26 protein-coding genes and 4 pseudogenes are annotated in these 21489 nt (G+C 59.8%); 16 read left to right on the forward strand and 14 right to left on the reverse strand.

Features of this window, described 5'->3' with window-relative positions; all coding sequences use genetic code 11:
* Nucleotides 1-2: 2 nt before the first annotated feature.
* From ABIB99_RS31330 to ABIB99_RS31340, 3 genes are read right to left on the reverse strand one after another with little or no spacing between them, the layout of a single operon-like run.
* The gene (locus ABIB99_RS31330; protein WP_354121909.1) at nt 3-959 is read right to left on the reverse strand and encodes a respiratory chain complex I subunit 1 family protein; all 957 of its coding nucleotides are present in this window, start codon (nt 957-959) and stop codon (nt 3-5) included.
* The gene (gene hyfB, locus ABIB99_RS31335) at nt 950-2965 is read right to left on the reverse strand and encodes a hydrogenase 4 subunit B (RefSeq protein WP_354121908.1); all 2016 of its coding nucleotides are present in this window, start codon (nt 2963-2965) and stop codon (nt 950-952) included. Before hyfB ends, ABIB99_RS31330 begins: the two co-directional genes overlap by 10 nt.
* A 49-nt stretch (nt 2966-3014) precedes the next feature.
* Nucleotides 3015-3284: a helix-turn-helix domain-containing protein gene (locus ABIB99_RS31340; protein ID WP_354121907.1), complete on the reverse strand. Its 270-nt coding sequence runs from the start codon at nt 3282-3284 to the stop codon at nt 3015-3017.
* Nucleotides 3285-3438: 154 nt separating this feature from the next.
* Between ABIB99_RS31340 and ABIB99_RS31345 the strand changes: the two are divergent.
* Nucleotides 3439-4072 (forward strand): annotated as a pseudogene (locus tag ABIB99_RS31345) (FAD-binding protein); the annotation flags it as partial.
* Between the two features lie 358 nt (nt 4073-4430).
* Here the strand turns inward: ABIB99_RS31345 and ABIB99_RS31350 are convergent.
* From ABIB99_RS31350 to ABIB99_RS31360, 3 genes are all read right to left on the reverse strand, one after another.
* On the reverse strand, nt 4431-4622 hold the full coding sequence (locus ABIB99_RS31350) for a hypothetical protein (RefSeq protein WP_354121906.1): 192 nt from the start codon (nt 4620-4622) through the stop codon (nt 4431-4433).
* A gap of 356 nt (nt 4623-4978) precedes the next feature.
* A complete protein-coding gene (locus ABIB99_RS31355; RefSeq protein ID WP_354121905.1) occupies nt 4979-5212 on the reverse strand; it encodes a hypothetical protein in 234 nt (77 codons plus the stop codon).
* A gap of 33 nt (nt 5213-5245) precedes the next feature.
* Nucleotides 5246-5446 (reverse strand): hypothetical protein, encoded by a 201-nt coding sequence (locus ABIB99_RS31360; RefSeq protein WP_354116230.1) that lies wholly within the window; start codon nt 5444-5446, stop codon nt 5246-5248.
* Nucleotides 5447-5768: 322 nt separating this feature from the next.
* On the opposite strand from ABIB99_RS31360, the gene ABIB99_RS31365 reads away from it, so the two are divergent.
* From ABIB99_RS31365 to ABIB99_RS31375, 3 genes are all read left to right on the forward strand, one after another.
* The gene (locus tag ABIB99_RS31365) at nt 5769-6038 is read left to right on the forward strand and encodes a helix-turn-helix transcriptional regulator (protein WP_354116231.1); all 270 of its coding nucleotides are present in this window, start codon (nt 5769-5771) and stop codon (nt 6036-6038) included.
* A 68-nt stretch (nt 6039-6106) separates the two neighbouring features.
* A complete protein-coding gene (locus ABIB99_RS31370; protein WP_354116232.1) occupies nt 6107-6382 on the forward strand; it encodes a hypothetical protein in 276 nt (91 codons plus the stop codon).
* Nucleotides 6351-7067 carry a tyrosine-type recombinase/integrase gene (locus tag ABIB99_RS31375; RefSeq protein ID WP_354121904.1) on the forward strand — a complete coding sequence of 239 codons (717 nt, stop codon included), beginning with the start codon at nt 6351-6353 and terminating at the stop codon, nt 7065-7067. Before ABIB99_RS31370 ends, ABIB99_RS31375 begins: the two co-directional genes overlap by 32 nt.
* A 407-nt stretch (nt 7068-7474) precedes the next feature.
* On the opposite strand, the gene ABIB99_RS31380 is transcribed toward ABIB99_RS31375, so the two are convergent.
* Together ABIB99_RS31380 and ABIB99_RS31385 are read right to left on the reverse strand one after the other, a co-directional pair.
* Complete coding sequence (locus ABIB99_RS31380) at nt 7475-7702, reverse strand: hypothetical protein (protein WP_354121903.1); 228 nt, start codon at nt 7700-7702, stop codon at nt 7475-7477.
* A gap of 19 nt (nt 7703-7721) precedes the next feature.
* Nucleotides 7722-8564 (reverse strand): NAD(P)/FAD-dependent oxidoreductase, encoded by an 843-nt coding sequence (locus ABIB99_RS31385; protein ID WP_354121902.1) that lies wholly within the window; start codon nt 8562-8564, stop codon nt 7722-7724.
* A gap of 213 nt (nt 8565-8777) precedes the next feature.
* Between ABIB99_RS31385 and ABIB99_RS31390 the strand changes: the two genes are divergently transcribed.
* From ABIB99_RS31390 to ABIB99_RS31400, 3 genes are all read left to right on the forward strand, one after another.
* Entirely contained in the window at nt 8778-9293 is a 516-nt protein-coding gene (locus ABIB99_RS31390) for a YciE/YciF ferroxidase family protein (protein ID WP_354121901.1), read from the forward strand.
* A 76-nt stretch (nt 9294-9369) separates the two neighbouring features.
* Entirely contained in the window at nt 9370-9885 is a 516-nt protein-coding gene (locus ABIB99_RS31395) for an inorganic diphosphatase (RefSeq protein WP_354121900.1), read from the forward strand.
* Nucleotides 9886-10210: 325 nt separating this feature from the next.
* A complete protein-coding gene (locus tag ABIB99_RS31400) occupies nt 10211-10390 on the forward strand; it encodes a hypothetical protein (RefSeq protein WP_354116236.1) in 180 nt (59 codons plus the stop codon).
* Between the two features lie 156 nt (nt 10391-10546).
* Here the strand turns inward: ABIB99_RS31400 and ABIB99_RS31405 are convergent, their stop codons facing one another.
* Together ABIB99_RS31405 and ABIB99_RS31410 are read right to left on the reverse strand one after the other, a co-directional pair.
* Nucleotides 10547-11155: a cysteine hydrolase family protein gene (locus ABIB99_RS31405; RefSeq protein WP_354121899.1), complete on the reverse strand. Its 609-nt coding sequence runs from the start codon at nt 11153-11155 to the stop codon at nt 10547-10549.
* Between the two features lie 2 nt (nt 11156-11157).
* A complete protein-coding gene (locus ABIB99_RS31410) occupies nt 11158-11721 on the reverse strand; it encodes a phosphatase PAP2 family protein (protein WP_354116238.1) in 564 nt (187 codons plus the stop codon).
* 455 nt (nt 11722-12176) lie between these two features.
* Here ABIB99_RS31410 and ABIB99_RS31415 point away from each other — a divergent pair.
* The 4 genes and pseudogenes from ABIB99_RS31415 to ABIB99_RS31430 form a co-directional block, all read left to right on the forward strand.
* Nucleotides 12177-12393: pseudogene (locus ABIB99_RS31415) on the forward strand (divalent metal cation transporter); the annotation flags it as partial.
* Nucleotides 12394-12434: 41 nt separating this feature from the next.
* On the forward strand, nt 12435-12563 hold the full coding sequence (locus ABIB99_RS31420; protein ID WP_354179278.1) for a hypothetical protein: 129 nt from the start codon (nt 12435-12437) through the stop codon (nt 12561-12563).
* Nucleotides 12564-12612: 49 nt separating this feature from the next.
* Complete coding sequence (locus ABIB99_RS31425; RefSeq protein WP_354121896.1) at nt 12613-12954, forward strand: DUF3147 family protein; 342 nt, start codon at nt 12613-12615, stop codon at nt 12952-12954.
* Nucleotides 12955-12959: 5 nt separating this feature from the next.
* Entirely contained in the window at nt 12960-13382 is a 423-nt protein-coding gene (locus ABIB99_RS31430) for a DUF3147 family protein (protein ID WP_354121895.1), read from the forward strand.
* Between the two features lie 364 nt (nt 13383-13746).
* Here the strand turns inward: ABIB99_RS31430 and ABIB99_RS31435 are convergent, their stop codons facing one another.
* Nucleotides 13747-14544 (reverse strand): IS110 family RNA-guided transposase, encoded by a 798-nt coding sequence (locus tag ABIB99_RS31435; RefSeq protein WP_354121894.1) that lies wholly within the window; start codon nt 14542-14544, stop codon nt 13747-13749.
* A 710-nt stretch (nt 14545-15254) separates the two neighbouring features.
* Here ABIB99_RS31435 and nhaA point away from each other — a divergent pair.
* Both nhaA and ABIB99_RS31445 read left to right on the forward strand, forming a co-directional pair.
* The gene (gene nhaA / locus ABIB99_RS31440) at nt 15255-16595 is read left to right on the forward strand and encodes a Na+/H+ antiporter NhaA (protein ID WP_354121988.1); all 1341 of its coding nucleotides are present in this window, start codon (nt 15255-15257) and stop codon (nt 16593-16595) included.
* A gap of 779 nt (nt 16596-17374) precedes the next feature.
* Nucleotides 17375-17574: pseudogene (locus ABIB99_RS31445) on the forward strand (hypothetical protein).
* A gap of 380 nt (nt 17575-17954) precedes the next feature.
* Here ABIB99_RS31445 and ABIB99_RS31450 read toward each other — a convergent pair.
* The 3 genes from ABIB99_RS31450 to ABIB99_RS31460 form a co-directional block, all read right to left on the reverse strand.
* Nucleotides 17955-18212, reverse strand: a complete 258-nt coding sequence (locus ABIB99_RS31450) for a rhodanese-like domain-containing protein (RefSeq protein ID WP_354121893.1) — start codon at nt 18210-18212, stop codon at nt 17955-17957.
* A 232-nt stretch (nt 18213-18444) separates the two neighbouring features.
* Nucleotides 18445-19647: a chromate efflux transporter gene (gene chrA / locus ABIB99_RS31455; protein ID WP_354121892.1), complete on the reverse strand. Its 1203-nt coding sequence runs from the start codon at nt 19645-19647 to the stop codon at nt 18445-18447.
* Between the two features lie 22 nt (nt 19648-19669).
* Nucleotides 19670-19972, reverse strand: a complete 303-nt coding sequence (locus tag ABIB99_RS31460; protein ID WP_354121891.1) for a PadR family transcriptional regulator — start codon at nt 19970-19972, stop codon at nt 19670-19672.
* A 103-nt stretch (nt 19973-20075) separates the two neighbouring features.
* Here ABIB99_RS31460 and ABIB99_RS31465 point away from each other — a divergent pair, with 103 nt between their 5' ends.
* The 3 genes and pseudogenes from ABIB99_RS31465 to ABIB99_RS31475 all read left to right on the forward strand — a co-directional run.
* A complete protein-coding gene (locus tag ABIB99_RS31465) occupies nt 20076-20294 on the forward strand; it encodes a hypothetical protein (protein ID WP_354121890.1) in 219 nt (72 codons plus the stop codon).
* A gap of 40 nt (nt 20295-20334) precedes the next feature.
* Nucleotides 20335-20808, forward strand: a complete 474-nt coding sequence (locus ABIB99_RS31470) for a DoxX family protein (RefSeq protein ID WP_354121889.1) — start codon at nt 20335-20337, stop codon at nt 20806-20808.
* Nucleotides 20809-20931: 123 nt separating this feature from the next.
* Nucleotides 20932-21060: pseudogene (locus ABIB99_RS31475) on the forward strand (MFS transporter); the annotation flags it as partial.
* Nucleotides 21061-21489 lie beyond the last annotated feature (429 nt).

The raw sequence follows: 21489 nt of genomic DNA on the forward strand, positions 1-21489 counted from the left end.
CATCAGAAGCTCTTTGACACGAACAGGAGGAGGGTGCCGAGCAGGCCCAGCATGAGGGCCGCACCGAGAAATTGCGGAACGCGAAAGACCCGCATTTTTGCCGTGGCGGTCTCGAACAGTGCGAGGAAAAAGCCGGCAGCCGCGAGCTTGATGAGGTAGGCGGCGGCGCCGATGGCATAGGACAACGGACCGGTACCGAAGACTGCTATCTTCCAGGGTAGGAACACGCACGCGATTAGCGAGATATAGAGCAATAGTTTGAGGAAGGCGCCGAATTCGATCATTGCCAGATGGCGACCGGAATATTCGAGAACCATCGCTTCGTGCACCATGGTGAGCTCCAGGTGCGTCGCCGGATTGTCGACCGGAATTCGCGCGTTCTCCGCGAGTGCCACCATGATGAGCGCGATCAGCGCCATTCCCAGCGATACTCGTAAGCCGACATAGGACGAGGCCATGAAATTCGCGACCGTCGAAAGTTGGGTCGAGCCGGCAACCAGGGCCGTGCAAAATACAAACAGCAGCATTGCCGGCTCCGCAAGCGCCGCAATCATGACTTCGCGGCTGGAGCCGATGCCGCCAAAACTGGTGCCGACGTCCATCCCGGCGAGCGCAAGAAAGAAGCGTGCACTTCCCAGCAGCGCCACGATGGCAATCAGGTCCGCCGTCCAGTTGAAGAGGAGGCCGGTGGCGAACGTCGGCACCAGGGCGGCAGCAACCCAGATCGCAGCAAAGGTCACGTAGGGCGTCACGCGGAACAGCCAGGAGGCGTTGTCCGCCAGCACCACTTCCTTGCGGAGCAATCGCAGGAGGTCCCGATACGGTTGAAAGACCGACGCTCCCTGTCGACGCAGCAGGCGGGCCTTCATCTTGCGCACAAAGCCGGTCAGCAGCGGCGCCAGCAGCAGCACCAGAAGCATCTGCATGCCTTGCACAAGAATGTCCGACATCACGACCATATCGCGAGGACCAGAAGGAGTGTGACGAGGGTCGCAAAAACCAGACTGAGATACCGCCGGATGGTCAGGAACTGCAGGCGATTGAGTTTATCGGCAGAGAAGCCAACCACGTCTGCTATCGGCTCATACATTCGCTCCCAGATCAGATCGTGCAATTCGATTCGCAGGCGCGCGGGCCTGATATCCCCGGGGGGCGGCATCTCGACATGATCGCGAGCGTGGAACACGAGCGTACCGAAAACGCGGCGAATAGGCTGAGCGAAGCTTCCGGCCGAATATTGGGCCGCGGGTGTCGGATCGGAAAAGCCACAGCCCCAGGCCGGCCCCCGCCTTAACGCACGAGAGGCAAAGCGATGAATAAAGACGACGGCCGCCGAGGCGGATATCGCGATGAACACCATAACAAGCAGCCCGTTGTATGAACTGCGACTCTCCGCAATCGGCGCGATCGAAAGCCAGGGTTCGTTGGCCTGGATCGGCATGCGGCCCCCGAGGATTTGTAGCGTGATCGGCGAAAGCGCGTCGATCACCGGCCCCGGCAGAATTCCGGCCAGCAAGCAAAGTGCGGCGAGGATGAACATTGCCGAAAGCGAGTAGCGGTCGACTTCCTCCGCGGTTTCCGCCGCCACGTCGCGCGGACGCCCGAGAAAGGTCACGCCGTAGGCCTTGACGAAACACGCCGCCGCCAACGCAGCAGCCAAGGCCAATAGAGCTCCGACCGCAGGCACGGTGATCTTCAGCGCCCATTGCGGCAACTCCGGGCTCTGCAGCACGGCCTGGAACATGAGCCATTCCGAGACGAAACCGTTGAACGGCGGAAGCGCTGAGATCGAGACACAGCCGACGAGAACGGCGAAGCTTGTGTACGGCATGCGATGAATGAGGCCACCCAGCTTGTCCATGTCCCGCTCGCCGGTCACTGTCAGGACGGCGCCGGCGCCGAAGAAAAGCAGACTCTTGAAGAAGGAGTGATTGAGAACGTGAAACAGAGCCGCCGCAAACGCGAGCGCGGCCAGTAGTTTCAGGCCGTTGGCCTGGAAGGCCAATGCAAGGCCGAGGCTTGCGAAGATGACGCCGACATTTTCGATCGTACTGTAGGCGAGCAGACGTTTGAGGTCCTTTTCCATCATCGCATACAAGATCCCCATTACGGCGGTGATGCCGCCAAGAGAAAGCACGATCACGCTCGCCCACCAGCTCGGCTGCCCCAGTAGATCGAATACCACGCGAATAAAGCCGTAGATCGCGACCTTGGTCATGACGCCGCTCATCAGTGCCGAAACGTGGCTCGGAGCCGCGGGATGAGCGAGTGGCAGCCAGACGTGCAGCGGCACCAGGCCGGCCTTTGAACCGGCGCCGAGCAACATCAGGATCAACACCAACGTGGCCACGTAGGGCGTATGTTGAGCCGTGCGAATGGCGACAAATTCGTAGTCCCCCGCCGGCCCCGCCAAAAGGCCGAAGGCCAGCAGCAATGTGAGCGTGCCGAAGCTCGCCATGACGAGATAGACGTAACCGGCTTTCGCGTTGCCCGGTTCACGATGGTGCGCCATTACGAGCGCCCAGGACGCGAGCGACATGAATTCCCAACAAAGCAGATAAGAAAACGCATCACCCGCCAGCACCACAAGATTCATGCCGGCTAGAAAGGCCGGAAAAAAGGGAAGCACGCGCTGCGGCGTCGGCTCGTGGTGGCCGTAGCCGAGGCCATAAACACTTGCCGCGGCTCCTCCGAGATTGACAACGATAAGGAAAAACGAGGCCAGCGGGTCGAGGCGGAAATGGGAGCCAAGCCATGGCAATCCGATTGGGAGGGTCAGATCGGAGGCGCTCGCCGTGGCGCCAAGCAACCAGTGGATGGACCCAGTCAACGCGATCGCAGACGCGGTCAACGTCGCGCTATAGATGATGGCCGTGGCCGTCTTTGAGCGGCTCAGAACAATCGCCAGAACTGCCGATCCAAGCAATCCGGCAACACACAGCATTTGGACAACGACAGCCGACATTATGTGCGCGCCTTCCTTCCGCTTGACGCTTTGTTTTCTGTCCGATTGTTCAAATAGATTTTTCCGATCCGGAGTTGAGTTTCAGCCGCACCCCGCGTCCCTCGGCGTTACTGACCGCCCCCTCGTCGATCAACTCAATGCCGGCGGCGTCGAGGGCTGTAATCAGCTTCACCAGCGAATCGACATTGCCCCGAACCATCGCCTCACTAGCCTCCATACGTTGGATGGTCGGCACCGATAGCCCGGACATTTCTGCGAGCCGGCGCTGATCGATACCGAGGAGCACCCTGGCCGCCCGCAGTTGAGCCGCTGTGATCACCGGATTGCCCCATCACCCCGTTTTCGACGACGACCAAGCGTCATCCTTGCATCCTAACTAGTCATGTTATATTGTCAATTAGTGATATCTAAAACATCTAATCTAAACGTTCCGCGAATTGCCGGCACCCAATCCTGGTGCGTCGAGGGACAGCATGAGTTCGACAACCGCTTACGAATTTATCGACCATACATTTGATGTGGTCGTCGTCGGTGCCGGGGGAGCCGGTTTGCGGGCCACCCAGGGCGCTGTCGAGGCTGGCTTAACGACCGCCTGCATCACAAAAGGTGTTTCCGACACGCAGCCATACGGTCGCGGCCCAGGGTGGCATTGCTGCCAGTCTCGGCAACCTCGGCGAAGACAGTTGGCAATGGCATATGTATGACACGGTCAAAGGAGCCGATTGGCTCGGCGACCAGGACGCCATCGAATATATGTGCCGGCAAGCCGTCCCCACCGTCATCGAACTGGAGCATGCGGGGATGCCCTTCTCCCGCGCCAACGACGCATGGTCAATGATGGATGGAACGCTGCATCGCTTCCGAGCGCAGACCGTCATCCGGGCGACCGGCGGTTACGGCAGGATCTACTTTTCCTGCACGTCGGCGCATACCTGCACCGGCGATGGAGGCGGCTTAGCCTTGCGTGCCGGCCTGCCGTTGCAAGACATGGAATTCATGCAGTTTCATCCGACTGGCATCTATGGGGCGGGCTGCCTCATCACAGAAGGCGCGCGCGGCGAAGGCGGCTACCTGGTGAATTCCGAGGGCGAACGTTTTATGGAACGCTAGCCTTCCGCCCGGGATCTCGCATCACGCGAATGCTAGCGCGACCATCGAACTCTCCACGCCTTTTTGCGCACGGTCTGGCCTGCGCGCCGGGGGCTGCAATCCGATTATCCGCAACGGCGCTCTTCACGTCCTCCTCCTCAGGGAGTCCTCGGTGGACAACCTCGGCAAGTGGGCTGCACGCCACGACCCAGCTGGCGTCATGCGCATAGAGTACGCCCGCTCGGTGTGGGCGAAGCGGACTTCGGATGACGACATCCTGCTCGGCGCCCGACAGTAGCAATATCCGCACGACCGCCGAAGCCCGCCTCACTCGTTGGGGCGGGCTATTACTGTCCCAGCAAGACAGCGCCGCACTTCAACGGGTCGAGGCTGCCGGTATTGTACCAATCACGCGCATGTCCTCGTTGCGCACCGTGACAGAGCGCCCGGTTTCTTGAGCGATCTTTCTAGCCGCTTTCATCGCGGCATTCTCATCTATGTATTCGAGCAGGATGATGCTGCCTTGCCCCGAGAACGCGGCGGGGTTCGATACGACCAAAACTATCACGGCCGCCTCCAAGTTCGTCACGGACTCAAGATCAGCATCGACGCAAGGATGGCCGAAAACATGAACAGACCAAAGATGGCGATTTGAAACAGTCGCTCGGCCTTCATTTGCGCTCCCTCGCAAATCTCTTCGATCTGCGAAACGCAGAATGGCGCGATCAGTTCCGAAGGACCTGAACACCTAACAATACCACGCCGCCTGCTTGAAAAGATTGCAGACGGCGCTGGCCTTAGCCCCAGGAAGGCGATGCAAAATCCTGGCAGAAGGTGGGTCTTACCGGGGCGAGGGAAGGTTCACAGAAAGTTTGGCGATCAGAGGCAGGCCGCGGATGCCCGCTCCAGCGGCGGCTCGGGGCCTCATCCATCCAGCTTGTAAACGTCGCCTGGCTGAAGGTTGAGTTCCTCGAACATTTTCTGCTGCTTCGGCGTCAGGGCAACATTCAACACTTCCGCAGTCGAACCTTCTGAGGCGGCGGCGAGGACCAATGTGAGCGCCTGGCCTGGCTTGGCCAGCGCAATCCAAATCTGGGTTTCTGTGTCGTCTGCAGTCACTTCAACGACAGTAAATGCGTTGCCAAATGATTCTGCCATGACCGGCTAACAGGCGTGCCTGCTTTCCTGATCTCAATCAGGAGGCCGCAATCCCGGCGAGGTCAACCATTCGCTCAGGTGCGAGCCGGTTTCGGCCTGTCTGGCCTTTCTCAGAATGAGATCCCGTTCGAGACCTGGCGGAAGCGCTTTGGCTTCTTCGCGGAGGCGCTTCGCTTCTTTAGCAAGGCGAGCTTCAAGAGAGATGGTTTGCTTGAAACGACGACGTTGCTGCATGGCACACCCTCGTCTTTACGGGTCCTAACCGTTGGGGTTTGAATTCTCGATTCCTAATATGCCGACGCCGGGGCACCGGTTCCTAAATTCAGTTTGGGCTATTTGCCGGCTGCGGCCTGACCCCAGTCCCGCCACGCCGCAGCGGCCCGCGTCTTAGCCGGCGCGGGCCTTCTACTTTTTTGGAGTGCAAGTAACGAATTGTTATAAATCGATTACAATGTCGGTTTGTGCCGCATTTGTTCGAGGCGACCGTGTATAAACCCAGCAAGTGCGTCGGCTCCAGCCGGCGAGGTTTACAGAGCAACTACTCAGGGGCGCGATTTTGCCCATTCCCGCCAACGATAACAACCGCGTTCAGCCGCGCGGCCTGCGCCGTGCAGAGGCTGCGCGGTACCTCGGAATCTCTCCCAGCCATTTCGACACCCAGCGCAAGGCCGGTGCAATCCCGGCCCCTCGCCAAATTCTAGGTGTAGTATTGTATGACAGGCGGGAATTGGATTCTATTTTCGGCGGCGCCCAGCCGGCGGCCGCCAATGACAACGCATCTGACTATTGGGACAAGGCGTGCGGCAGCGAAAACCCAAGTATGTGAATGAATAGGTGGATAGACATGGGCAACCCCGTGTCTACCTGCGCCGGCCGGGCAAGCCTCAACTCGCATTGCCCGCGCTGTTGTATTCGCCCGAATTCTGGACGGCGTACCGCGCCGCGATGAGCACCGACGCGCCAACGCCGGAGGTGCGGCGTATCAAGGCCGGCACGATTGCTGCCGCTGTCAAAGGGTACGGCGACAAGGATAAGGGGTACTACGGCAGCGCCGAATTCAAGGCGCTGGCCGAGAGCACGCAAACCACTTATCGCAACGTCCTGAACCGTTTCGTGGACAAGCACGGCGACGGCCCGATTGCTGGCCAAGCACGTCAACAACCTGATTGACGCGATGGCAGACACGCCGAGCGCCGCAAGCAATTTCAGAAAACGCCTTAAGGCCGTGATGGACTATGCGGTATCGGCTGAGATGCGCAGCGATAACCCGGTTGTTGTCGCCAAGCGCGTGAAACTCAAAACCACCGGCCATCGCACCTGGACGGAAAAGGACATCACCGCGTTTCGCGGGCGCTATAAAGTCGGCACACCGCTACGGCTTGCCTTCGAGGTGCTATTGCATACCGGCCTGCGCCGCTCCGATGCCGTGCGGCTTGGCTGGGAGCACCTGACGAAGGACGGCTTCGTCATCACCACCAAAAAGAGCCAAGGTCATGTGGAGTTATGCATTCCGGTGCACACCGACTTGGCCCGCTACATTGCCGACTGCCCGAAGGATGGCCCGGCCTTCATTGCAACCATTCACGGCCGAGCGCACAGCGAGAAAGCATTCTCGGCTTGGATTAGCGAGGCTGCGGCGGACGCTGGCCTGCCTCCACGCTCCTCTCCGCAAGGTGTGCGCAAGGCTGCGTGCCATCGCTTGGCTGAATCCGGAAGCACAGCGCTCGAAATCATGAGCATTACCGGCCACACAGATATCCGCGAAATCGAGCGCTATTGCCGCGCCGCTGCGCAGGGGTTTGGCAGTTGCGGCGATGGCGAAGCTGCAAGCCGGTTTCGATATCAGATTGCCTAACCCATCAGAGAAGTTAGGCAAAACTGCCCGCAAATCATTGAAATCATTGACGACAAAATCTAAATGGCGATCCCAGCAGGACTCGAAGCTGTTCCAGTGCAGATGACAACCGATATGCGTGCAGCTTGCCGAATGAAGGTGCAGTTCGCCGGCCTTGTCCCTGTAGGCGGCGATCTTTTCGAAACCCCGACGCAAGATTGCACCCTCACCCGGCTCGATCTCCCGAAGGGAGGTGATTTCACCGGGTGCCACATACTCCGCGAGATTTTGTGGGACGGTCAGGTTCTCGCGTAGGAAATTCCTGGCGGCCGCAAGCGGCGTACGATCCGGCGCATAAACAGACCTCCAGGGGCTGTCCTCGCCGAGAATAAGGGAGGTGTTCAGCATCGCCCCCATCACACCATGCGTCAGCCCTTGACCCGAGTCGCCCATCGCGAGGTAGATGCGCTGGCTGCCAGGCTCGAGGCCGATGAAGCCGGCATAATCACATAATCAATGGTATCGAGAACCTGACCTGACCAGCGGTGTGTGACCCTGCCAAGGCCCCGGATCAATTCGCGGGCCCAGCTTTCCAGCCGGGCAAAGCGCTGGTCGGCGTCATTTGCCTCGCCGCTCTTGCGGTCTTCGCCGCCCATAAGGACGAGATCATGATCGTCAGGACCTGGCTGCAGCCGCACGTAGTGATAAAGGATCCTCAGTGTCCCAATAGAGCGCGTCGGGGAGTTCGCCCCGTGCAATCGCGAAAGCTAGCACGTAAGTGTGGTAAGGAGCGACCTTGGAATGCAGTTGAAAGCGGTCGGCAATTGAGGCATTGGTCGCGACCACGGCGTGTCCGGCCGTGATCTGCCCTTGTGCGGTTCGGAGCGTGACGGCGCCATCCCGTTCGGCAACCTCTTCGACCGGGCTGTTAGCGAAAAAACGGACGCCGCTGGTCGCGCAAACCGCGGCCATGCCGGCGAGATATTTGAGAGGGTGGAAGGTCGCCTGGCGCGGATACCGCAGCACGTGGCGATTCTCGCATCCCTCGAGTGGAACGCCGACTAGGCGGTGGACGGGCGCGCCGACCTCGCGCACCGCTTCCAGCTCCTCATCGAGAACATCGGCCGGCATGCCGTGGCCCTGAAAGAGATACCCTTCCAGACGTCGAAAGTCACAGGCGATCTTTTCGCCCGCCTGGATTTCCTCGATACGATCGACGGCCGCCGCCTGACTTTGGTAGAACAGCTTGGCGATTTCCGCACCACGCAGCTTCCTGAATTCGCTCATCAGATCATCGCAAAGCGGCGCAAGACGCGCCGAGGTACGGGCCGTCATGCCGCTCGCGATGCCCTTGCGGTCGATGACGATCACCGACTGACCACGCTTGAAGAGTTCATAGGCGGTCGACATGCCGGCAACCCCGGAGCCGACAACGGCCACATCACAATGCACATTGCCTTTGAGCGCATTCGCCTCCGGCAATATCTCGGCATCCATCCATAGCGAGGTGCTGACCATGCAAAACTCCACAAAAAGGCAAACGCCGGCTTCATGTGGGGGTTCCTTTCTGCCCGCGCGGCAGGCCGTCGCTAATTCGTTCTTGCGGCGGGAAATTAGCCAATCTGGAAGCCGCGCGAGGGACAGTCCTTGCGCCGCCGGTGATAGCATTGGCTCAGAGGAACAAGGTTCGCACGCGCGCGTTCCCTCGCTTTAAGAACGAGGAGCGAAGCCATGGGATTTTTCACAAAAGACATCAAGACAATGGATGACCTGCTCCTGCACGGCTTGCAGGACATCTATTACGCCGAGCAACAGATCACCAAGGCGCTGCCGAAAATGATCGAGAAGGCGACCAACCGCGATCTGGTGACAGGCCTCAATATCCATCTGGAGGAAACCAACAAGCAGATCGAGCGTCTCGAAAAGGCTTTTGAGAAGCTCGGCAACGCGCCGAGCGGCACGCAATGTCCGGCGATCGACGGTCTGATCAAGGAAGCGAACGAGACAGCCGGCGAGATCGAAGATAAGACGGTGCTTGATGCGGCGATCGTCGCGAACGCGCAAGCCGTCGAGCATTACGAGATATGCCGCTACGGCACGCTGATTGCCTGGGCGGAAGAACTCGGCCACGACGATGTCGTGCGCTTTCTGACCACGAATCTGAACGAAGAGAAGGCGGCGAACACCAAGCTCAATACCGTCGCACTGCGCAAGGGCGTGAACAAGAAAGCGTCCACCGCCGCGTGATGCAAAGAGCCTCGCGGAAGCGATTTCGCCAGGCCCGCCCTCATTGTCGATGCGAAAGGCGTAATCGACTGTTGCCATGACAGATCTGACGAAACTACCGAGTTGGGCCGACGACAACAGCATCTTCGCCGTGGTCGAAACGCCACGGGGCAGCTCGTGCAAGCTCGATTTCGATCCCAAGCTTGGTGTTTTTGCCCCGGCGAAACCGCTGATGGCAGGTCTGACTTATCCTTACGATTGGGGCTTCATTCCCTCGACCAAAGCCGAGGATGGCGATCCGCTGGATGTGCTGATCTTGCATGACGCGCAGACCTATCCGGGTGTCGTGCTCCGCTGTCGCCCGGTCGGCATTCTCGAAGTCGAACAAAAAGGCAAAGGCAAGAAAGAGCGAAACGATCGGGTGTTTGCGGTGCCCGACCGATCGCCGCTCGAAGCGGATCTCAAGGATATCCGCAAACTTCCTACCCATGCGCGCGACGATCTTGAACAGTTCTTTCGGGCGACGAATGCGCTTGAGGGCAAGGAGCTGAAATTTCTCGGATGGCATGGTCCAGGCCGGGCGGCCAAAGCCATCCGGCGCCTGGCCCGCTAGAGGCGTAGGCTTGCTGAACACAGTCTGATGCTTACCGCAATCGGGGTTCGTCCGAACCCTTTGCGTGGTTCGCTTCTGTGAAAGCGCTGAGCGTCGCAGCGCGCCTCTCATAGTCCTCAGCCAGCGCCTCGATCTTCGCAGCCGCATCTCGATCATTGATGGATGCAGCCAAACGCCGACATCGCGAAGCCTCCTCAAGCAAACGGGTACGTTCGTCCGGCATTTCTGCTTAACATGCAGGCCGGCGACTTGTTTCAGGTCTCGGAAGGAACGTTTCGCCTTCTGTCAGCTTGGTGGGATCGGTCTATTTACGTGCGTAAATCTCATGTTTTCAGCCAACGGTTCATCCAACGACCACAGCCGCGCGTTAGGTTACCGAAAGCTTGCCATGGCAGAGCAGGATCGCGCCAAGGCAGCTATCCTCAATCGCATCGCGGATGAAGCGGAACGCGGCGTGCTTTGCACGGCAACTGCCGCGCCGCTGCGGCCGGCCACGCAGAATTAAGCGTCGATAAGGCCGACGGTTGCCCTTGGTACCCCGAGAGGACCCAGTCGGCGGTCGGAGCTGCGCGCTGTCACGCTTCTCAAATACCTAATGGGCAATACTGGATCACGATCGGTTCGTGATGAAATCCCGTCGACTTCTCGTCGGGAACCGTGGTCAGTCGTCGACGATCCAGCTCGCAATGATACTGACAACTGGTGCCACCTCGATCTGCAAGCTGAAACGCCGGGTATAGAGATTGATCAGCGCGTCGTGGCTTTCATCGGACGAGCTGCAGAGCGCATCCTCCGCCAGGATGACGCGGTAGCCGGTATCGACGGCGGCCAGCACCGTCGCGAGCACACAGACATCGGTTTCACCGCCAGAGACGATCAATGTCTCGACATGGTGCTGATCGAGGAAGGCTTGCAGCCGGCTATTGGAAAAAGCGCAGTAGGCTTGGCGATCGATTACCGTGGCAGGCGGCACGAAGCGCGCCAAAGGAGGCACGAGCTCAAGCAGCCTCGGATCGACCTGGTCGCGTGTCACGCATTCCCATTTCTCGTAATAGGCTTTCCAGACGCCCCGCGCCTCGGCCTTGTTGCGGACCGGAATGAAGCGCGTGAAAACGGTGCGCTGCGGGGCATGCGCAGTCAGCTTGAGCGCTTGCGGTAACGCACGTTCCATCCAGGGCGTTGCCCATGGGGCACCCGGGGCGAACAGTCCCTGCATGTCGATGCAGAGATGAATGGCGTGCGGACCGGGAGATGCGATCAGTTGGCCCATGACTAGCCCGATCTTCCCTGATGGCCAAATCCCATCAACCGCCGCAGCATGCGCTCGAGCGCGGCCCCCATCGCCAGACCCGCAAGCACGTCGCTTGCCCAGTGGGCCAGCAGGAGCACGCATGTCGACACCAGAACCGCCCCGATGGCCCACACAAAATTGCGCGTAGTGCGCGGCAGGACCGTGGCGGCGGAAGCGAGCGCTCCAACATGCACGGCGTGGCCCGATGGGAACGCATCGAGAGCGCGGCCGGAAAGCGGGATACCATGCAGGTGGCCGCGCACGGTGCGCCGGTCCGGCCGCACCTGATCGAAGTGCGCTTTCAAAAGGTGAGGCAGCAGAACCGTAGTGAACGTCGTCAGCAGCACATGATTGCTTGCGTGACGCTGTGGGAGCGGTTTGGCGCGAGACCAGAGCCACCATCCCAGGGCGAGCGCTGTCAGAACATGTTCGTCTGCTCCCCACGTCAGGGCGGCCGAGATCCGTTCCGGCAGCGGACGGGTGTTTCGCGCTATCGCGCGCGCGAGTTCGATATCGGCGGGTAGTGGACGCACTCTTACAGTCATCGACTGTCTCTGCCTCCCTTCACACACTCACATTACCGCCCTGCAGCAATTACCGAAAAAACGATCGGAAAGGTAGAGCCCTCAGTCTTTCAATCAGCAGCCTCGAAAACCGTTCCCTGACAGGAACCGTGCGCAGGAGGGATGCGTTGGAAGCGAAGGAAATCAATTGAGGAGAGTGCCATGGGCTTTGGACGAGGCGCATTGTTGTGGTTGTTGGGCGTACCGCTGCCGATCATTCTGTTGCTCGCGATCTTCTGGCACCATTAGAGTTAGTAACCACACGAGGACCATCGAGCTGGATGGGCCGGCGCAGATATGACCAGCGCATCCAGAGCTTAGGCTGCGCGGGATTTCTAGTCCTGCATCGAGCGTTGAGTCCGAACCGGTGAACCCCTCACTGCTTCTCGGCGTGGCCAACGGGACCCTCCTGGGGCTGCCCCAATCCCGAGGAGCACATGGCAAGATCCGACGCGAAAGAGATGAAGGCGCAGAGCAGCCTTCTGAAGCGGCTTGGTCCCGGGCTGATCACGGGCGCATTGGACGACGAACCGTCAGGTATTGGTATCTACAGCCAGGCCGGCGCGCAGCTTGGCTTTGGCATCGGCGGACGATGCTCCTGAGCTATCCCTTGATGGCGCGGCAATCCAAGAGATTTCGGGCCGCATTGGTCGCGCTTTACTGGAGCGCGGTTATCAACGGGGTGCTGGCTCGTGATGACCATGCTGATGTTGCTGGTCAGGAGGCGTGACGTGATGGGAAAGCTTGTTGTCGAAGGCTGGCTGTACTGGCTCGGCTGGGCATCAACCGCGGCAATGGCGTTGGCATGGCGATCAGCATGCTGATGCCAGGATCGTGCTAGATGCCGCTCATCGAATCGAAGAGCACGGGGGAATGGTGGACTACGCGCTGCGCTTTCTGATTGGCGGTTTGGTCGTCTCGCTGTTTGCAGCGATAGGCGACGTACTGCGCCCCAAGAGCTTTGCGGGATTGTTTGGCGCCGCGCCTTCCGTTGCGCTCGCGACGCTGGGCCTTGCATTCTGGAAACATGGCGGCGAATACGTTGCAATCGAAGGTCGCTCGATGGTCCTCGGCGCTTTCGCGCTCACAGCTTACAGTCTTGTTGTCTGTCAGTTGCTGATGCGGGCCAACTGGTCCGCGCCGAAGGCCACCCTCGTCGCTCTCGCGATCTGGCTTGCGGTGGCGGCAGGCCTCAAGCAAGTTCTGATTGGGTGATGGTCATGGTGGTCCATTTCAAGTTATCTGCGCTAAGGCAGGGACGGCCTTACGAATATGTCGTGCGTTTTGTATTGGGCGGACTGGCGACCGTCGTGGCGGGCCTTGTGGCCGATTGGGCCGGGCCGGTGGCCGGCGGGCTAATGTTAGCCTTTCCAGCGATCTTCTGCGCGAGTGCCACCTTGATCGAAAAGCATGAGCGCGAGCGCAAGCAACAAAAGGGCCTGCGTGGCGAAGAGCGCGGCAGGAGTGCGGCGGCGCTTGATGCCGCCGGGGCCGGCTGGGGAAGCCTGGGCCTTGCTTGTTTCGCGCTCGTGATCTGGTGGCGGGCGTCCGACTCACGGCCCGCCCTCTGCCTCGCCGCTGCTTCGCTGATCTGGTTCGCAGTCGCCGTCTTAATGTGGCGCCTGCGGCGCGAATTGCGCTAAGCGGCGCTCTCGTCATTCGGTGAAGGTGCCGGATTTCTCATCAAGGTTGAGCGCGGGATCCGGCTGTCTGAGCTCACGCTCAGCTTCAAACCAGAACTGGTTCTGTTGCCCCTCGGTTTGCCGGCAGCCTCCCAAAGCTCGTGGGCGCGCGGGCGTATCTCTGCTCCTCTGTTGGCTTTTCCAGGCTGTCCTTCCACGATCGTTGCGCAAGCGCAACGCGACCATCCGTTGTGGGTGTGATTCGGCGCAGGGGTCAGGCCGTTGCAGGTATCGGCAGTAACGTTTTGAAGGCAATTAACAAACGCCGGTCGAGATGGGGTCACCGTCGGCGCCGATCGGGACCCCCACCCCAACATAGATTCCCCTATTCGCCACAAAGGATTATCGGCGTTAGTTCAAGGGGCTCAGTTCGACGCCGATTCACAGCAAAATTTCTTGCCGACTTGAACCCGCGTGCATCCACGACCTTGATCGACAGCAGCGTCGCGCCGATCGGACCAACGCCCGGGATAGCCGCCAGCCGTCGGCTCATCTCGTTACTCCGGTGTAATTGCATGAGCTTCTTGTCGAGCTTGGCGATCGGGTCATCGACGCGCGCCAGTTCTGTTGCCAAAGCGTCCACCAACTCCTTCGTCAACTCGGGGACTGTCGCGTCAGCCCGAATGTCGATCAGCAATTGTTGGAGCCACGAAAGCCCCTTGGGCGCTGTAAAGCCGAACTCCGCAGCGTAGCCGCGGATCGAGTTGGCGAGTTGGGTTCGCCTGCCGATGAACTGGTTGCGCACGCGCGCCAGCATCTGTGCACCTTGCTGCTCGGGGCTTTTGACAGGCACAAAGTTCTTGCGCAGTTTCGGCCGGCTTGCCACCTCGCAAATCGCCTCGGCGTCCGCAGCGTCGGATTTTCCGCGCTGCACATACGGTTTGACATATTGCGGCGGAATCATCGCCACCTCATGCCCGAGCGATTGCAGCTCCCGCGCCCAATAGTGCGACGCCCCGCAAGCCTCCAGTGCGACAAGCACGGGCGGCAAACGACTGAAGAACTCCAAAACCTGTCCGCGCCTCAACTTACGCGGTAAAACCGGCTGCTCCGTCCCGTCAACGCCATGCAGCTGAAATACACTCTTTGACGTATCCAAACCGATGCGAACAATCGTTTCCACGGGCGGCTCCTTCGTTTGGGGTCAGGGACGACCTCATCTTGCCACGCACTGTGGCGGAAGGGGGCCGTCCACCCCAACACGGGAGCCCGGTGCGGCACTTGCCGCACGCGCTCAAACGAAAAGCCAGGGAGACTAAGTTCAGGGACTGGGTGTCTGCGCGTCAAAGATTCGAACCAAAGGCGCCCAGTCTGTCCCTCGCGGGCTTCCGGTTGGTCATTGCTGACCACGCCATGGGGCTTCCCGTGTTGCGTACGCTTTCCTTGTGTACATGCTGTCGCCACTACCCCGGCGCAGCGGCTGGGCGTACTCTTCGCTCTGCTTCACCCAGCCGTATCAGCCTTCCCCGAAAGGGTTGTCGGGTCGGCCTGCGCATCGTCCTTTTCGAGGATTGCTCAGCGTTCACTCGCGTTACGGCCTGCACACTCGCGCTATCACCAATTCGTGACACGCTAATCGAAGGCTTCAGCCACTTCGTTACCTCCATGACTGCTCCGATTGCTTCCGGCTGGAGCGGTTGCCGGGTGGGGTTCGCACCCACTGGAAAGCGCCGCCTTGTCACGGCGCACACCCAGAACAGACATTGCTGACCGATCACTCCTGCGAGGTTGAATTGTCGCCATCGCCATGTATAACGGCGTTCGGGTGCTCGCTGCATGGAGCAGCGACAGGCTGAGCGATGGTCGGGCCGCCACGCGGAAGGCGTGCGCCCCATGAATGATAGCCCTTCATTTGACGATCTGCCGAAACCCCAGCGGCTCGCGGAACAGGCCCTCAGCACCCTTCATCGGTTCCTGCATGTCGAGGCCGTCAGCGGTGCCGCGCTTCTCGTTGCCGCCGCCGCTGCACTAATCTGGGCCAATTCTCCGTTCGCTCATAGCTATTACGCGTTTTGGGACCTTCCGCTCACAATCGGTGTCGGCGAGTACGTTTTTTCCCGGTCGCTGCATTTCTGGGTCAACGACGCGCTGATGACAGTCTTCTTCCTCGTCGTGGGCATGGAGATTCGGCGCGAGGTCTATGAAGGCGCACTGAGCAGACTCGACCAAGCCATTCTGCCGCTGGTCGCCGCGACTGGTGGCGTCATCGTTCCGGCGCTCATCTATCTGAGTCTCAACAGCGATCCGGCTAGAGGGCAAGGCTGGGCCGTGCCAACCGCGACAGACATCGCCTTTGCCGTCGGGGTGCTCGCGCTGCTTGGACGAACGATCCCGGTCAATGTGCGGGTCTTCCTACTTGCTCTGGCAATCATCGACGACATCATTGCCGTACTGATCATTGCCCTCTTCTACACCGCCAGTCTTCAGCCTGGCGGTTTCATCATCGCGTCAATTGGCGTTCTCGCGGCTTTAGGATTTCAGCGGATCGGCATCGGTTCCGCGCCGTTTTACATACTGCCCGGCTCTTTGGTTTGGATTGGGTTCATGATAGCTGGGATCCATCCAACCCTTGCAGGTGTCGTGCTCGGGCTAATCACTCCGGCACGCGCCATACCTATGCGGGAGCCGCCGCTGGAAGTCGTGTCGCGAGTGCTGAAACAGTTGCGAAGCAGCGATGCGGTGAAGGCAAGGGATCCGCACCTGTTGGAGCAACCGCTGCGAGACCTTCGCGTAGCTCACCGCGAGTTATTGCCGCCGGTGTCACGGGTGCAGATGGCAATGCATCCGTGGGTGGCTTACGGTGTCATGCCGATCTTCGCTCTCGCGAATGCCGGCGTCAGCTTAACGGGCGCTGATCTCTCCGCAGGGGGCCATCTGGTGATGATTGGCACTGCGCTTGCTCTGGTTGCTGGGAAACCGCTTGGCGTTGTCGGCGCGACTTGGATCGCGGTACGACTGGGCTGGTGTCGCCTGGCTCCTGGAGTTACGTGGGGTGGCGTCTGTCTGGTCGGCCTGCTGGCTGGTATCGGTTTTACCATGTCGATCTTCATCTCGATGCTCGCCTTCTCCGATCAAGGATTATTGAGGGCGGCGAAACTGGGCGTACTCTTCGGTTCGCTTGTCGCCGCCACACTCGGCCTTGGCTGGGGCGCGACCTACGTTCGACGTCAGTGAAAGCAGCTCAAATGTCTTTCAAAGCTCCCCGCGTATCGTTTGTATCGTTTGCCGTCGAGATTCTGCCCTCTGGGGTTACCCAAGTGATGATCATAGAAACTGGCTTGCACCTAAATCCGAAGCATTCCTCATACAATAATTCCGCCGTGGAAGCTCTCATTTCGGCCGCGCAGCAATATGTTAGCGCCAACATAGAAGGTCCTGCCGCTATTCGGCTTGTTTCGACTCAAAGCGGGGAGATCTGACTGTCTGCTACCGCTGTTCGTCAGGCATTGGCTCTATAGGCTTCGCTATCTCGTCAAAGGTTTGATCCGCCAGTAGATCATCAATGAAACATGATGAACTCATATTCTTGCTTTCAGTAGTCATGGGCCTCCTTGTGATCGGCTACTCGCTCTACGTTCTCTATTTCATTTTCGGTTGAGAATGGACCTTGTGGTTCCCTTGTTGCGATGTTTGGAGATGTCGGCTGTTGTGCTCATCGCTTCCGTTGACTCGATGCAGCTACATGTCGGTTCATAAGGGCAGACCGGAAGTTTGCGGCCGAGCGCCAAACCGCCGCTCAAGACCCAGAGCTGACTTTCTTAGTCTGTTCTTGAAACGTGCCGACGCTATGTTCCCATACACAGGGCGGGCGCTGGCCTGTTTCCGACCTCAGTGGCCTAGTTTGAAAATCACGGTGGCCTGATTTGAAATGTTCACTTCGGAACTGAAGGCCGCTCATCGGCATATTAGGAATCGGAATTCAAACCACACGGTTATGACCCGAGGTAGTGCCCATGCAGACGCGCCGACGATTTAAGCAAACCGTTTCCCTTGAAGAACGCGTTGCCGCAGAAGCCAAACGCCTCCGCGAAGAAGCCGAACTCCTGCACCACGGACCTGTACGTGAAGCCGCTCTCCGCGAGGCCCGCCAAGCCGAAACCGGCTCTCACATAAGCGATGGCTGAGATCGCCCGGGCTACAGCCACCAAAATAGTAGGCCCCAGGCAGCCGCGAGTTGCCCCGCGTATATCCGAACGCGGCCGTTTGTGGTCATTCGCAGTCTACCCGCTAGAAAGACCATGTAGCCCAAAGCAATGAGCCGATCACTGTGTGCGGCGGGGATTATGGGCGCGCGGCCGTTTGGGGGCACATTGCCAACCACAAGCAGCGAAGCGAACTCTTCAGCGGTTAGGGCGTCTGTTTTCCGGGCCATCCCTCACACTGAACCGCATCGACAATCCCGCCTGTTCAATTTTGCTCAAGACAGGATCGCCTTGGCCCATTTCGGACCCTTTCCTTAGTCCCCCGGATGTCTGCTATCAGGGTAGACTGAGAAATGATGTCTGCGCGGCCAGCCCTTCGGCCGGTCATGCTCTAGTCTCGGGCATAGACCCGCGACCGGAGCCACCGTTGGCTAGCGTCTCCGCACATTCGGGTAACGATCGTTGCCGCATCTGGGTCACAGGCGGCTTCCGAAACGAACCCGCGCAGGCCTTCGCGGTTCTGAATCGCCGGCCATCCGCCGTTGAGGATGAGCGCCGTGGCGCCGAAATATTGCAGAATGAACCAGACCCGCGCCGCCTCGGTCATGCGCCCATCATCATAGACGATAGCCGGCACCGAGCCGTCCACTCCAGAGCACCTATCGCTGTTTTCCAATAGCCAGTGTTCTCGAAGGAGGCCTCACCAGATTTCGCCGCAGCTTCCCAGACTTCGATCGGTACGCGGGCGGCATCTGACCGATGCCCCGCTTCGAAACTCGTTATGTCCCGCACGTCGAGGAGGCGAATCTTGCCGAGACCGGAAAGTGCAGCGGGTTCAATTACGGGGTCACTGGGCATGGAGTCTCCACAGAGCATGACGTTCAGATCATTCGTGACAAGGGACCGGCAAACGCCAAAAGCACCACCACGACCCAGGGCGGCCACTTCCAAACTGTGAGGAGCAGGAAGCCCGCGAGCGCGAGGGCAAAATCGCGCGGCGTCAAAACCGCACTGGTCCAGACCGGGTTGTAGAGCGCCGCACCGAGAATGCCGACCACGGCTGCATTGGTGCCGCGCATGGCGGCCTGAGCGGCGGGCCGTGTGCGCATCGCATCCCAGAACGGCAACATGCCATATACGAGCAGCATGCCTGGAAGGAGCAGTGCGACGAGGGCAATTGCTGCACCGGCAAAACCGTTCGGCGGAGGACCGGTCACTGCGCCAAGATAGGCGGCGAAGGTGAAGAGTGGTCCCGGCACGGCCTGAGCCAGCCCGTAACCTGCCAGAAACGTCTCGTTGCTGACCCATCCCGGCGTGACGACCTCGGCCTGAAGCAGAGGCAGCACGACATGGCCGCCGCCAAAGACCAGCGCACCCGATCGGTAGAACGCGTCGAACAGCGCGAGCGCCTGCGCGCCGGTCACGCGCACGACGATCGGAGGAATCAAGAAAAGTGCGGCGAATAGAACCAGCGCAATAATGCCTGCGCGCCGGGTCACCGGAAAATTCAGATGTCCGAACACCGGCGCGGCTTCACCGCGGCAGAGCCAAAGGCCCGCGCAAGCGCCGAGCGCGATGGCCGCGATCTGCCCGAACGATCCAGCGAAAATGACAACGATCCCAATCGCGGCGAGCGCGATGCCGGCGCGGGTGCGATCGGGGGTGAGGGTTCGCGACATGCCCCAAATGGCCTGCGCGACCACTGCGACCGCGACCAGCTTGAGCCCGTGCAGAAAACCTTCAGCAACCGGCCCCGTAAACACGGCGGCGCCCATCGCAAAAGCGAACAGGATCAGCGCCGAAGGCATGGTGAAGGCGAACCAGGCCGCAAGCCCGCCCAAAAGTCCGTTGCCGCGCTGAATGCCGAGGGTAAAGCCGACCTGGCTGGAGGCCGGGCCCGGTAGGAACTGGCAAAGCGCGACCAGATCAGCATAGGACGTCTCGTCCAGCCATTTGCGGCGTTCGACGAACTCGTGGCGGAAATAGCCGAGGTGCGCAATCGGGCCGCCGAAAGATGTCAAGCCCAGCTTCAGGAAAGCCGCAAACACCTCCGCAACCGAGCCCTTCGCAGATTCGCGGCTCATCGGGCAGCTCCGGCAACGAACGTCAGTGCTTCATGGCCTCGCCGGTGAACTCGCGAACCCGGACTTTGGCGAGCGCCAGTCCCTGTTTGCCCAGCTTGGTTGCCTTGTAGAGCTTTCTGGCGATACGTCCCTCGCGCTGCACGCGCGACGTCAGATACCCCTTGCGTTCCATCGCATGCAGCATCGGGTAAAGGGTGCCAGGGCTGAGACGGTAGCCGTGGTGCGCCAACTCGTCGATCATCCACTGCCCGTAGATTTCGTGTTCCGCGGCGTGATGCAGAATATGCAACCGAATGAAGCCGGTGAGGAGATCGTCGAATTTCATTGCTCAAATTCATGTGATTCGGCCCCAATATCGTCCAACGATATCGGGAACCGATACTGTCGCCAAGCGTTTCCGCCATCAGCGTAACGCAAGGAGAACGATAATGGCTTCAGCGCCCGACCGAAACCCACAACATCACACCCAGAAGATGAAAACCCGCCTGCAGGAGACCGTCACCCATTTGCGGGAAGACATCCAGAAGGTCGACGAACCGCAGCTCAAGGCAATGTTTGAGACCTCAGCCGAGGTGCTCGGCGGCCTGATCAAGGCTTTCGGCGATTACGAAAAGAAGAACGAAGCGGCCTGGCGCAAGACCGCATAAACGATCTCGCCCTATTCACACCGCGTTGGCGGCACTGAAAATGACGATCAGGTCGGCTGACCTTTCCAGCACCAACGTTTCCGGCTGGACCATCCTGGTGCGGCTTCTGGTCGGCATTGTCTTCCTGCCGGAAGGGATTCAGAAGCTGGCATTCCCGGATCTTCTGGGAACGGGACGCTTTGCCAAGATCGGGATTCCCTTCCCCGATTTGATGGGGCCTTTTGTCGGCGTCGTCGAGACCGTATGCGGCTTGCTCATCATCATTGGGTTCTTCACCCGTCTCGCGGCAATTCCGCTGATCATCATCATGATCGTGGCCCTGATCTCGACCAAGCTTCCGATCCTGCTCGGACATGATGTCGGGATGTTTCACATCGCCAGCGACATCAAGCGCACCGGTTTCTGGAGCATGATGCACGAAGCGCGCGCCGATCTCACAATGTTGCTCGGCTGCATCTACCTAGCCATTGTCGGTGCCGGGCCGTGGTCGGTCGATTGGCTGAGGAAGGAATAGCGCGCCATGGTCAGATCGGGCCTCAGTTCGTCGTCCGCCTTCAACTTCGTGCTGACAATGGGGGTCGTGAACCTGTTCGGCGACATGACCTATGAGGGCGGTGGGGCCATCAACGGCCAGTTCATGGCGACGCTCGGCGCCAGCGCTGCCGTCGTCAGCATCACCGCGGGGCTTGGAGAATTTCTGGGCTACGCCATACGCTCCGTCTCCGGCTATATCGCAGACAGGACCGGGCGCTACTGGCTTGTCACGTTTGTCGGCTATACCATCAACCTGCTCGCCGTTCCTGCAATGGCGCTCGCCGGAAACTGGCAGGTCGCTGCCCTTCTCATCCTTGCTGAACGCATCGGCCGTGCCATTCGCAAGCCTACGGTCGAAGCCATGCTCTCCTATACAACGGGCAAGCACGGCAAAGGATGGGTGTACGGCGTGAACACAGCGCTCGATGAGACGGGTGCCACGCTTGGCCCCCTGATCATGGCGCTGGTGCTTTTGTTGCACGGCGATTATCGGACCGGCTACGCGCTGCTTTTGGTTTCGAGCGTGTTCACGCTCGGTGCGTTGACCGTTGCGCGCATCAACTTTCCCGTTCCTTCGCGTCTGGAAGAGGGAAGAACGGCACGAGCGGGCGGGTTAAGTCGATCCTATTGGCTGTATATGGTAGCGGCAGCCTGCTTCGCG

This window comes from Bradyrhizobium sp. LA6.1 (assembly GCF_040547805.1).
GTDB lineage: Bacteria > Pseudomonadota > Alphaproteobacteria > Rhizobiales > Xanthobacteraceae > Bradyrhizobium > Bradyrhizobium barranii.

What these genes read in the sequence shown, in the direction of transcription:
- ABIB99_RS31465 (WP_354121890.1), top strand. Translation starts at nt 20,076, where the DNA reads ATGGCTTCAGCGCCCGACCGAAACCCACAACATCACACCCAGAAGATG.
- ABIB99_RS31470 (WP_354121889.1), top strand. Translation starts at nt 20,335, where the DNA reads ATGACGATCAGGTCGGCTGACCTTTCCAGCACCAACGTTTCCGGCTGG.
- ABIB99_RS31330 (WP_354121909.1), bottom strand. Translation starts at nt 959, where the DNA reads ATGGTCGTGATGTCGGACATTCTTGTGCAAGGCATGCAGATGCTTCTG.
- hyfB (WP_354121908.1), bottom strand. Translation starts at nt 2,965, where the DNA reads ATGTCGGCTGTCGTTGTCCAAATGCTGTGTGTTGCCGGATTGCTTGGA.
- ABIB99_RS31390 (WP_354121901.1), top strand. Translation starts at nt 8,778, where the DNA reads ATGGGATTTTTCACAAAAGACATCAAGACAATGGATGACCTGCTCCTG.
- ABIB99_RS31400 (WP_354116236.1), top strand. Translation starts at nt 10,211, where the DNA reads ATGTTTTCAGCCAACGGTTCATCCAACGACCACAGCCGCGCGTTAGGT.
- ABIB99_RS31405 (WP_354121899.1), bottom strand. Translation starts at nt 11,155, where the DNA reads ATGGGCCAACTGATCGCATCTCCCGGTCCGCACGCCATTCATCTCTGC.
- ABIB99_RS31460 (WP_354121891.1), bottom strand. Translation starts at nt 19,972, where the DNA reads ATGAAATTCGACGATCTCCTCACCGGCTTCATTCGGTTGCATATTCTG.
- ABIB99_RS31395 (WP_354121900.1), top strand. Translation starts at nt 9,370, where the DNA reads ATGACAGATCTGACGAAACTACCGAGTTGGGCCGACGACAACAGCATC.
- nhaA (WP_354121988.1), top strand. Translation starts at nt 15,255, where the DNA reads ATGAATGATAGCCCTTCATTTGACGATCTGCCGAAACCCCAGCGGCTC.
- ABIB99_RS31380 (WP_354121903.1), bottom strand. Translation starts at nt 7,702, where the DNA reads ATGGGCGGCGAAGACCGCAAGAGCGGCGAGGCAAATGACGCCGACCAG.
- ABIB99_RS31385 (WP_354121902.1), bottom strand. Translation starts at nt 8,564, where the DNA reads ATGGTCAGCACCTCGCTATGGATGGATGCCGAGATATTGCCGGAGGCG.
- ABIB99_RS31410 (WP_354116238.1), bottom strand. Translation starts at nt 11,721, where the DNA reads ATGACTGTAAGAGTGCGTCCACTACCCGCCGATATCGAACTCGCGCGC.
- ABIB99_RS31430 (WP_354121895.1), top strand. Translation starts at nt 12,960, where the DNA reads ATGGTGGTCCATTTCAAGTTATCTGCGCTAAGGCAGGGACGGCCTTAC.
- ABIB99_RS31420 (WP_354179278.1), top strand. Translation starts at nt 12,435, where the DNA reads ATGACCATGCTGATGTTGCTGGTCAGGAGGCGTGACGTGATGGGAAAG.
- ABIB99_RS31355 (WP_354121905.1), bottom strand. Translation starts at nt 5,212, where the DNA reads ATGGCAGAATCATTTGGCAACGCATTTACTGTCGTTGAAGTGACTGCA.
- ABIB99_RS31360 (WP_354116230.1), bottom strand. Translation starts at nt 5,446, where the DNA reads ATGCAGCAACGTCGTCGTTTCAAGCAAACCATCTCTCTTGAAGCTCGC.
- chrA (WP_354121892.1), bottom strand. Translation starts at nt 19,647, where the DNA reads ATGAGCCGCGAATCTGCGAAGGGCTCGGTTGCGGAGGTGTTTGCGGCT.
- ABIB99_RS31425 (WP_354121896.1), top strand. Translation starts at nt 12,613, where the DNA reads ATGGTGGACTACGCGCTGCGCTTTCTGATTGGCGGTTTGGTCGTCTCG.